The sequence below is a fragment of the Acidaminococcus hominis genome, assembly GCF_022484025.1.
Taxonomy (GTDB): domain Bacteria; phylum Bacillota; class Negativicutes; order Acidaminococcales; family Acidaminococcaceae; genus Acidaminococcus; species Acidaminococcus hominis.
Genome location: NZ_JAKVMG010000001.1, coordinates 603,230 through 615,281, shown reverse-complemented (window position 1 = coordinate 615,281; position 12,052 = coordinate 603,230). Strand labels below are relative to the sequence as shown.

Annotated in this window: 4 protein-coding genes; all 4 read left to right on the top strand. The window is 54.5% G+C overall.

Translation table 11 applies throughout. The features are described 5' to 3' along the window. Positions 1–21: 21 nt before the first annotated feature. The 4 genes from LKE88_RS02745 (at position 22) to LKE88_RS02730 (ending at position 11,462) form a co-directional block, all read left to right on the top strand. Positions 22–993, top strand: a complete 972-nt coding sequence (locus LKE88_RS02745) for a hypothetical protein (RefSeq protein ID WP_118287166.1) — start codon at positions 22–24, stop codon at positions 991–993. A gap of 167 nt (positions 994–1,160) precedes the next feature. Next, entirely contained in the window at positions 1,161–1,925 is a 765-nt protein-coding gene (locus LKE88_RS02740) for a 6-carboxyhexanoate--CoA ligase (RefSeq protein WP_118287167.1), read from the top strand. Then, positions 1,915–3,078, top strand: coding sequence for an aminotransferase class I/II-fold pyridoxal phosphate-dependent enzyme (locus tag LKE88_RS02735; protein ID WP_118287168.1), 1,164 nt, complete (start codon positions 1,915–1,917; stop codon positions 3,076–3,078). The genes LKE88_RS02740 and LKE88_RS02735 overlap by 11 nt, the downstream gene beginning before the upstream one ends. A gap of 1,442 nt (positions 3,079–4,520) precedes the next feature. Continuing rightward, the gene (locus tag LKE88_RS02730; protein ID WP_276802684.1) at positions 4,521–11,462 is read left to right on the top strand and encodes a hypothetical protein; all 6,942 of its coding nucleotides are present in this window, start codon (positions 4,521–4,523) and stop codon (positions 11,460–11,462) included. Positions 11,463–12,052: the final 590 nt, after the last annotated feature.

The following is a 12,052-nucleotide window of genomic DNA, read 5'->3' as shown; positions in this document are numbered from 1 at the left end:
TTTAGGAATGGGGTCCTAGGTATGTACTATAAAACTGCAGCTGTGGGCTGTCTGGTAATTGTGGGGCTGCTTTTTGCCTACCACCCAATCCGCAACGCCGTTTATCCGCCAAAAGGCGTATATCAGGGCGTGACGGCGGCCAGTACCGCATCAGATCTGATTTTTCGCAGAGCCAGTCAACTGGATCAGTCCAGGACGGTGGCCATCGAAAAGGTTTTGCATAAATATAATATGTCTTTGGAGAATATGCTGGTGGATGAGACCGGCCTGCTTCTGCTGGGCAAGGAAAATAAGGACAATACGTACCTGCTGGTGCAGATTACGCCCAACGGGGTCCACGGGCTGCCGGTAGCGGCTCTGGAAAAAGAAGGTAACCAGCGGGCTACGGGGCTCCAGGCTACGGAACAGGGGTTCTGGGTGGCGCTGGGGAGCCGGATTTTCCTGGTGGACAAGGCGGTGACCAAGAGTCATCTGATGGTGGAAGACTATAGCTATGACCGGATGCAGGGGAATCTGCTGGCGTACAAGAACAACAGTATTTTGTACGTGAACCGGAAAAGCGAGCTGGTTTCGTATCCCAGCAATACGGTGCTGCAGCTGCTGCCGTTGGACAGCCAGATTGCGGGCTGGGCCAACCAGGATTCTCATTTGTTCATCAGCCGGAAGAACAATACGTATGTGACGGACCTGGCGGGGGGCACCATCCGCAAGGCGTTCAATCATGATGTGCGGTGCATTGGGAATGTGCGGGACACCAGTCTGATGGTGCTGATTCCGCAGGAGCCGGGGCATCCGGCGTTCATCGATACCCGAGCGATTCAGGACAATTTTTTCCGGAACGATTCGGTGTATGAGTACGAGCCATTCTTATATAATGAGGAAACCGACGAGGTGGCACCGCTGCCGGATGGGCCCCGGTACCAGTCTTTGGACGACGAGATTTTGGACCAGGCGGTTTGGGACCTGATGGAAAAGCAGATTGACAATCTGTAAGAAGGTTTGGTAACTAAAAATATGCGTCAACATGCCCTGTTTGTCTATTTGACAAGCAGGGCTTTTTTGCGTAGAGTAAGGGAAGCGACCGAAGGTGGACTTCGGCTTCTTTTTTGTTTTAAAGGTTTACCGATTATATTTATATGGTTAACGAAGGAGGAATTGGTGTGCTGTACAGCGTGAAGATGCATTCCAGCCAGGGGGGAGTCCATGGTGTAGGGGGACGGCATATTTCCGGGGCGGAACGGATTGTCCCGGAGGGCAAGGTGGAGGAAAGTGTGGCGGCCATGCTGTTGCGGGCCCGGACCCACCAGCGGGGAGCGGCCAGCTTTATGCAGGTAAAGGTAGAGGAGGTGCCGGAGGAGAGCATCCAGTACTGCCCGGTGCTCCCGGTACACCAGATTACGACCCGGACCAAGGCGGAGGGCCGGCTGGCGGCTGGGGAGGAGCTGCGGCGGGCCGGGGTCAGCGCTCAGGCGGTGCAGGCGGGGCTCAAGCTGCTGGAGGGGCTCACGGACAGTATGCGGGGGGCCATGGTGGTGGACGCTCAATCGGGGGTGCGGCTGGACCAGCGGCAGGAACGGGGCGTACGGTGCAGCAATATGGATGCGACGGACACGGCGCTGTACGACCGGCATATGCACCAGCAGGGGCTGGGCGGCGACCATCCCCGGGAGGCGCTGGTGCTGGCGTCCAAGGTGGCCTACGGGCCGGGGACGGTGGCGGAACTGTGCTGGTCGGACGATCCCCAGTATGTAACGGGGTATGTGGGTTCCCGGCAGCGGGGGTACGTGCGGATCACGGTGCTGAAGGACCTGGGGGACCCGGTGGGGGGACGGATTTTCTTTGTGGCGACCGGCACGGATGTGGCGGCCTACGAGGAGTATATGCAGAATCAGACGGTACTGGTGAGGTGGCAGCATGAGGCTTAGGGAGCTTGGAACGGTACTGGAGGAAATTCGGCAGCGGGAGCAGTTCCGGCAGGTGCGGGACCTGCGCCTGGTAACGGCCACCCGGGGGCTGGACCGGCAGGGCAGGGAGTATCTGGTGTTTCATTCCAACGACTACCTGGGAATGACTCACGAGCCTTTGGTGCAGCGGGCGGCTCGGGAAGCGCTGGCCTGGGGCACGGGGTCCGGGGGTGCCCGGCTGACCTCGGGGGCACCCTTTGAGCTGTCGGAGCTGGAGGGGGCGCTGGCCAGTTTCAAGCACACGGAGGACGCAGTGATTTTTGGTACGGGCTACATGACCAATCTGGGGGTGCTGTACGGGCTGTGCGGCAGGGAAGATGTGATTTTCTCCGATGCCCTGAACCACGCCAGCATTATTGACGGGTGCCGGATTGTCCGGGCCCGGGTGGTGGTGTATCCCCACGGGGACCTGGAGGCGCTGGAGCGGCTGCTCCAGAAAACGGAGTGCCCAGGCCAGCGGTTTGTGGTAACGGACAGCGTGTTCTCCATGGACGGGGACGTGGCGGACCTGTCTGGGCTGCTAAGGCTGCGGGACAAGTACGGGGCCTGCCTGATTACCGACGACGCCCACGGGGTGGGGGTGATTGGGAAGACAGGCCGGGGGCTGGCGGAATACTGGGGCTGCCCCGGGGCGGATATCCAGGTAGGGACGCTGTCCAAAGCCCTGGGGGCAGAGGGCGGGTATGCTGCGGCGTCCCGGGAAATCTGCGACGCCCTGCGGAATTTGTCCCGGCCCTTCATTTTCTCTACGGCGTTGGGGCCGGCCACCGGGGCTGCAGCACTAAAGGCGCTGGAGCTGCTCCAGGCGGCGCCCAAGCGGTACGTGGGGCGCTTGCAGGAAAATGCCCGGTATATGCGGGAAAAGCTGGCAGCAGCGGGGCTGCCGGTGCTGCCAGGGGAGACGCCAATCTTGCCGGTGGTGCTGGGGGACGAAGGACGAACCCTGGCATTCGCCAAGGCGTGCCAGGAAGCGGGGCTGCTGCTGTCGGCCATTCGGCCGCCCACCGTGGCCCCGGGCAGCAGCCGGATTCGGCTGACCGTTACCGCCGCCCATAGCAGGGAGGAACTGGATTGGGCGGCGGAGGTGATGGGGAGGGAGTATATGCAAATTTGAGGGTGGTGCGGTCTGCGGACTTCCTGGTGCTGGTGCGGGGAATCCTCGCAGTGGTTCGCGGCTAGCCAGGCGGCGGCGCCCTACGGGCTTGCCTTCTGGGCCGCTATCACAGGGGTCGTATATTCCATTTCTCTACGGCCAAGGCCTTGAGAAATGGATACGACTCCCTTAGTCAGCCTGCGGTGACAGCTCCCCCAGCGGTTCGCCGTGTTCCAATCAGCTACGTCCTGACGGACTTGCTTCTTGGACGGCTATCGCATGGGCCTTATTGACCAAACATCCTTTGGGAAACTGTGAGGATGTTTGGATGCGGCCGCATAAAGTGAGGAGCCTTTAAGGGTTAGTGCGGTCTGCGGGGTGTGGGTGGAGCGGGCCCATCCGAGGCGCTGCGCGCCCCACCTTCCCTTGAACAAGCCCCATCTGCGCCTTTGCATTCTAATGCTAGGCGCATCTTCCCCATTTCAGCTGTTCCACAGCTGAAACGGAGAAGACGAGTGTGCGGAGAAGGCAGGCGGCCGGGGGCCGCAGATGCAGGAAGCGTTCTATAACCACTAATGGTCAATTGTTAATCGTTACTATTACGGTACCACTACATTAAATATTAGAACACCTACAGTACCGGTCAGCACTACCCCATGCCCTCCCCGCCTATCAGGAAGGGGAGGGACGGCCAATCCGAGAATCCAAGGACCGGGGTGGGGCAGGAGTGAAGGCTGGGGAAGGGGAAATTTAACGGGCTGAGGGCTGCTGCAATAGCGATTTTTTGTGGATCGCAGGGGATTTCTTCTAATTATATGTTAGTGCAGGGCAGTGTGGAAAACGTAAGATTTATACAAAGAAAATAATGTTTCGTTTTTAATAAAAACCATCATTACAAGGTTTAATATTTCGTTGAGCATATAACAATTATGGACAATTTTATAATTGTATTATATAATCTTTATAGTTAATAAAATAAGTACAATTTTTTACTGAAAAAGTTGTCTGATTTATTTTATTGTTTGTCATCAAGTAACAAACAAGTGATTTGCTGCAATTTCTTACAGGGTTGTTTTTGGGGTTATAAGGGGGAATAACAGGAAAAGAAGAAGCAGTTTTGTCAGAAGTATTTTGGGTATGGGGCTTTATGCGGCTCTGGACTAAGTACAATTTTCAGTCGTGAAATTATCTGATTTATTCTAGTGTAGGTTCGCAATCAACAAACGAGTGATTGCTAAAGTTTCTTGCAGGGTTGTTTTGGCGGTTATAAGGGGGAATAGCAGGAAAAGAGAAAGCAGTTTAGCCAACAGTTTTTGGGTATAGGACTTTACACAGCTTCAAACTAAGCGCAATTTTTAGTTGGAAAATTATCTGATTTATTCTATTGTAGATTTACAATCAACAAGAAAGTAGTTGCTGAAGTTTCTTGTAGGGGTATTTTTGGGATTATATAGGGGGATATTATGAAAAGGCAAAGGATTTTAACCAGTATTATTTTGTCCAGTATTTTGGGCATGGGGTTTTATACGGCTCCGGCATTTGCGGAGACGGCGGCTGGGATTACGGTGGGTAAAATTGATCCGGCAGATGCAACACAGGCAACAACCGTAGAAACACTGTCGTCAACGGACAAGATTCCGGATCCGCTGTATGGCACTACCTATACCAACCAGACCAGCTACAACGCCTTGACCATTTCCGGCCTGACCTCGGAGAATCCGCTGGGCTCGTTTACGGCCGGCGGTTACTTGAATTCTACTGGCTCTGGCACTGCTGCAACGGGGGCCAACAACAATACCGTTACCATTACCAATACGGCTATGTTGAATGAGGGTGAATATCAAACTTATAATCAAGATATTAAAGTAACTTATGAGCATAGCTCTATCTATGGCGGCTACGTAACTGGCAGCACGCAGGACACGCCTCTTTCTGCCAATGGCAATACGGTGACTATTACTAGAAATGACCGTAAGGATGATGTATTCATGGGCTCCGTAGTGGGCGGTTATACAGCTGCAGGCGAGGCCAGCGGCAACACAGTCAAACTTACTGGGGTGTATATTCCGGAAAACGATAATGGTGATTATGGCTACAACAACATTTTCGCTGGATATAATGATGATACTTTTGTTGCAGGCGGCCAGACGGATTCCGGCAACGCCCATGACAACCACGTAACCTTGACAAATGCCGACGTTGTCACTGTCTATGGCGGTAAAACCAACTCCGGCAATGCCTATAACAATCACGTATCCCTAACAAATGCCGACGTTGTCACTGTCTACGGCGGCGCTGTTACGTATGGAACAGAAGGAAGCGAGGCAGCACTGCCAACTGATGATAACATTGAAACAACGACGGTCAATGTGGCGGACTTGTTGGCGGGCAATCTGGTTCAAAGCAACAGCTTGTCCGAGGACTATATGACCCTGGAGGTGGGTTCTCTTACGGGCGAAAGTTCCTCTGCGGAAAGCACCGGCACCACTACGGCCTTGCCGCAGCTTGACGTGAGTGCCAATAATAATACGGTAAGTGTGGAAAATCTCAGAGCAGCCCAAATAATACTCGATGATTCCCCATCAATTTACGGCGGCTATGTCTCCCTTACGATAGATGATTCCGAGTCGTCCAGTACGTCCGGAATTCCAACGACCGATCAGGTGGCTGCTTTGGCTAATACCGCTTTGGCAGCCAATACGGCTGCGAATACGCTAGATACAGCAGCCGGAGCCAACAGCAATACCGTCACCATCAAACAGACGACTGGCCTGGACGATACCTATGATCCGGACAAGTTGGGACAAGGAACTGCTGTATTCGGCGGCTATGTAGAGGTGGACGGCACAGTATCAGCGCCGCTAAGTGCCAGCCGCAATCAGGTTACCCTGACCCATACGCCGCAGACTGAGGGCGGGGCGATTGTGCTCGGGCGGTATCTTGCTGTGACAGGTGGCTATACCACCTATGGTGATGCCAATGCAAACAAGGTATCCCTGGCCGGCCAGGTGATTACACTAGGGGACGAAACTAGCCCTAATTTGTGGGTCTCTGGAAGCGTCGTCGGCGGCATGACTGAGGAAGGCAGTGCCAACGCTAACAGCGTTACCCTTTCTGTGGCAGAAACATCGGGTCTTGTGGCCGGCGGTCTTGCTGTGGGCACCCCCTTACTCACGGGTAATGCTGTAGCGTTGACAAAAGATGATTCAGACACGCTGACAGGGGTGGCTGTTAACGGGGCCGTCAGTGCAGATTACAATACGGTAAGCGTAACTTCGGCAAATACAGCTGACGTCTATGGCGGCCTCCTGGACGAAGACCCGAATGTTATTATCGATTCCGGTAATTACAGTCAGAGTAATATAGTAGTGATGGATACTAGCCTTCCAACGTCATTGGTGACCGAACAGGCTGCAGAGGAAGAGGAGGAAGCGGATGCAGATGAGGCAGAGGTTGACCTGACAGCCCACCTCACGCAAAGCACAAACAATAATACGGTCAGCATAGGCGGAGTTTCCAGTATAAGCGGCAATATAGGCGGCGGCGTGGTGAATAGTACTGGCCTAGCAGCATTGCCCATGTCCTCTATACTGGAGGAAGTCTTACCGTACGGTAGTTTCCCGACCACCAGTGCGGTAGCTATAACCCAGCAGGCCAATACGAATATCGTGCAGTTAGAGCCTTCTGTGACCGTAACGGGCAATGTCTATGGCGGTGCTGCAGCGAACAGCACAGTGGGAATAGGATTGATAGGAGGCTCTAATAGGAACCAGACGCAGCAGGCAGACAGCAACCAGGTAGGGGCCGAAAAGGCGGCTATCACCGGCAGTATCTATGGTGGTACGGTGGGACCTTCAGCAACAGTAAAGCTTGCTGCTGAAGAAGAAGAGCAAACGGCGGCATCGGCCAATTCCCTAATTGCAGCACAGGACACAGATTTCCTGGTGACCTCCATGGTTAGTGAAGAAAATACGGCTGCGGCAGAGGCACAGCTGAAGTTCACTACAAAAACGGCTAGTGAGGCCAATGGCAATACGGTGCAGCTTACCGATACCAACGTAAAGGCAGCCCCGGCAGTGATGGAAATCTCCTACCCCTATGGTCTTAGCAGTCGAAGCGTTTTGATTGCAGCCGGTGATGTCATTGGCGGCAGTGTCATCGATACTTCGGGAATTTCTTCCACATCAATCTATTCCCCCTATCCGTCTACGAGCTATATGAGCGTTTTGGCCACCAATGGAACCAATAATTTACCGGAAGCGTCTTTGCTTGCTGAGGCAAGCACTGCGGTACCCGATGAAGTAATGACATCTCAGGAGGACCAGGCGGCATCGCACAATGCGGTCACGCTGGTTCGTTCCAACGTGGAAGGGGATGTGTACGGCGGCCTGATTGGCGCACCGGATGTGATTGGCTCGAACAGCACAGTGCTGCAGATGGCCGTCTTGGGTGACAATGCGCTGTTTGCAGGGAGCTTGGCTGCAGCTACGGACACTACGGCTATGCCGAAGCTCACAGAAACAAGTAATATAAATCAGCACGCCGATGACAATACGGTGCAGCTGCGCGCCGGAGCTGTCAAGAATGTTTCTATAGATACAAGTAAGTTGACAAGCTCCAGCAGTGAAACCATTACCCACGGCGGCAACGTGTATGGCGGCAAAGTAGAAACCTATCTAACCACAACAGAAATGCCCAGCCTTATACCTGTTAGTCAATTTTCGAAGGTTGAAGAAAATGCCACTGTGACAGGCAGTGCGGACCGAAACCAGGTCCTGCTGGAACAAGGGGCTGCAGCCGCAGGCAGCATCTATGGTGGCTTGGTCGACGCCACAGCCTATAGTTCTTCTACTCCCAGCAGCATTACAAATGCAGCGTATAGCCTCAATGCGTCTATGCTGACTGCCACAGATACCTACTATGCTGAAGCTTTGTCTAAGAAGGTAGGCCTGAGCGCCAGCCAAAATATAGTGCAGCTGAGCCAGAGCACCGTAGGCAGCACCCTCAGTGCGGTAAATAATGTTTTTTATACGTATTTGAGCGTAGCTGGCGATGTCTACGGCGGCAGTGTACATTTCAATACGGGAAATTCTTATATAGTGACTGATAACAGCACTATAAGTATGGCAGAGGTTCAAGAGCAGACGACTCCTACTATACATATAACGGGGAGCAGCGATGTGGTTCTAAACGTGGACGTGAAAGCCAACCAGGTATCCCTGGATCAGACAACGCTCCCAGGCGGCCAGGTGTACGGCGGTTTTATGGGTAATGCCATTTCTGATGTGAGGGTTTATCCGGAATACGAGGTGGAAATGAATGCGTTGTCCGCAGACCAGACCACCGGCAATACAGAGCTTTTGAACACGTCCTTGGCCAGCAGTGGGCCCTTTTCTCCGTCTGCGGTGGATTCCACCGTCGCACGGACAACCTCCCGGACAGGAAGCGTCAGCGACAATAGCGTATGGCTGAAGAATAGTACCGTTGCCGGTAAAAGCTTTTCCAGTGAAGACCTGTCCGCCCAGGGTGTAGATGTGGACAGCAGTGTTTCTGCCATTGTCTACGGCGGCAATGTCTATGGCGGCTTTGCTAATTGGGATACATCAGGGACTCTCGATTCAAGTATATCGCCTACGAACAGCCCCTACGTAGTGAAAGCAGCGACGAAAGATGAAACTAGTCAGAAAATTGATGAAATTGCAGCAACGGATAGCTCCTCCCTGCTGGATGTGCAGTTAGACTCTGTGGATGGCGAGGAAGCAGTGGACCAAGCAAACGATGCGGCAAATGAAGCAAAAGGCAGCAGTGACACTACGATTACCCTGGACGCCAGCCGCAATCACGTGACACTGCTCCAATCTGCAGCCGCCAGCGTGAGCGTTCCGCAGACGGGAATCAATATTTCTTTAGACGGCAGCAGTACCAGTACCATTGATTACATACGGCGCGGCGGCTCTGTCTATGGCGGCTACGCCAACATCAATCTCATAACCTCTGCAATAGGTTCTTCACTTAGCAGCTCACCGCAAACTATAGGGTATACAGAAACCGCGACGGCCAATGACAACCAGGTATATCTGGAAGGCAGCACTGCCGGGCTGGTCCTGGGCGGCTATGCCCAGAGCCAGCATGCAATGTATGTGCCTAGCGCTGCGACTCTGACTGCATATGAAACAGCAGGAGGAACGCTTCCTGAAAAAATCACGGTGAATACCCGGGCTGAGGCTAACGGGAATCAGGTGGTGCTGCGCGACAGCAAGGTTGAGAGCAGCGTCCTAGGCGGCTACGCCCTGTCCATAGTGAACGTTGATGCATCCTCCGGCACCACTTCATTACAAAACCTGGTGCACCCGTCCAGCACTGCTACGGCAAACCAAAACCAGGTCAGCCTGTCCGGAACCACTGCTGGTCACAGCATCGCTGGCGGTATAACTGCCCTAGGCTCAGCCGTGGAAAATAAAGTAACCCTCCAGCAGGGCTCAAAAGCAGGCGCTGTCATTGGCGGTTCTGTGCTGTATCAGGGCCAGGCTGACAACAACAGCGTTCTCCTCTCTGACAGCGAAGCTACAACGGTCTATGGCGGCACAGCGGGCCTCAACGCCAATGCCTCTGCGCTGCAGCAGTTGGGTACAGACTTGATCTTTTCCGAAGGAGCAACTTTTGGTTTATCAACCGCAACTCTTGCGCAGCTTCTGCCGGAAAATGCCAATCTTACAGCCAGCCAAAATACTGTCACCATTAGCGGCGGTACGGTGGGCTCTGTCTGGGGCGGCTACGCCAAGGATGTGGAAATTCCTGTGCCCACGTCTACGAGTGAAGAAACGCTTGACGCTGAAGCAGAAAATGCCGTGGAAGTACTTGCAGCGAGTGATGCAGAAATCGTCAATCTGCCCTACGAAACCACTACCTTTAAGAGCGGCGACGCTTCGGGCAACACCGTCAACTACTATGGCGGCACCGTCACGGGAAATATCATCGGCGGTGAATCCCAGTCCGGGGCAGCCAACAATAATATCGTGAACCTGTATGGAACTCTGGTGGGCAGTGACGTAGGTCTGTACGGCGGTGTCAGTTCTGTAGAGAGCAAGGGCAATACCCTGAATGTATACACCGTGGGCAACAGCGTGGCCAACGTGGGCAGCTTCCAGACGCTGAACTTCAACGTACCGGGAAATGCAGTGGCTGGAGATACCATGCTGCTGGTAACGGGCACGGCGGATGTAAGCGGTGCTGTGGTCCAGGCCGGGGTAGATGACGCTGCCAAGCTCGGCAAGGGGCAAGTAATCAATCTGATTACGAATGCCCAGGGGGTACCTGCTGCAGGGACAACCCTGAGCATGGTCCCGGGCAAAGATGTGGTCACGGACGCTGGTTTCGTACAAAACAAGGTAAGCATCTGGGCAGAGGATAACAACAAGGTTGTGGTTGGGATTCCTGCCGATAGCGTGCCGAGCCTGAACCCGGACACCAAATTGATCCCTGAACAGCGGGTAGCTGCGGTGCGCACCATCGGCAACGGCTCCGATGTGGCTATGGACAGCGCCTATACGGCGGCGGTTTCGGCCTTTGGGGCAGCGGGCAAAATCCAGGACGAAGAAAAGGGCAGCTTTACGCCCTACGCAGTCCTGGGGGCCAACCACCTGACCATCGACACCGGTTCTTACGTGGATACCAATGGGTATGCAGGGAACCTGGGGCTGGTACGGCAGGTGAGGAACGCCAATTCTACGGATACCATCATTCCTTTTGCGGAATACGGCAAGAGCAGCTATGCGGCGCACCTGGACAACGGTGCCCGGGGCGACGGCGACCAGCACTACGGCGGCGTAGGGCTGCTCCTGCGGCGTGACCTGGATAACGGGGTGTACTACCAGGGCAACCTGCGGGTGGGCACCATGGACGGTGACTTCCGGGGTGTAATCGCAGGGCACTATGCAACGTATGATACCGATGCCCGGTACGCAGCAGCAACCCTGGGCGCAGGGCGGATCTACAAGACCGATGACAGAAACAGCGTAGATGTGTACGGCCGGTTCTACTACACCCATTTGGGCAGCGATCAGGTTAAGCTCCACAGCAGTCAGGGCATAGGTGCCTACAACCTGGATGCGGTGGATTCCTACCGGACCCGGCTGGGGGCACGGTGGACCCACAACTACTGGCAGAACCAGTCCTACTACGCAGGGTTGGCCTGGGATTACGAGTTCGACAGCACAGCCCGGGCCACGTACAGCACCTTTGCTACGGCATCTCCGGACAGCAAGGGTTCCAGCGCTCTGCTGGAACTGGGCTGGAAGGCTGAGCCTACCAAAGCTAACCCCTGGGGCGGCGATGTGCGCCTGATGGGCTGGGCAGGCAAGCAGCGGGGCGTGGCAGTGAATGCGACGTTGACAAGACGACTGTAAATGTGAAAGAAAGTAAAAAGCAGGTCTCCGGAAGTACGAAACTTCTGGAGACCTGCTTTTTTGCGTGAAATCGGGGGTGCGGGTGAGGCAATTACAGACAGTGTTGAAGAAAAAGGAGGACGTTCCACAGTTTCTGCGAAACTGTGGAGGTGTTTTTTAGAATATATATCCGCTCCGCGGCAATTTGGATAGGAACCCCATCCCGGTCCCGATTTTGTACTTGGGCGAAGCAAGGATGGGGTTTCAAAACAGAGGACCCTAGCAAACTGACATTGGTATTTCAGGGCAACGATAAGAAAAGCAATTTGCCCTTTAGCCCTATCCGCCTTCCTAACGTCAGGCACCTTCCCGCAGTTCCGTGCCCCCTCTGCACCTCTAATGGCTTTGGAATAGGCGCATCTCCCCCATTTCAGCCGTTTACACGGCGAAATGGAGGAGACGAGTGTTGTTGCGGGAAGGCAAGCGGCCGGGGGCCGCAAAGGCTGAGGTAAACTTCATCCGGTGGTGTGAAATAATGAAACTTCTATCGTCGCCTGCGGCGACACTTCCTGAGCGGTTCGCCGTATTCCGGTCATCGGCACCCTACGGGT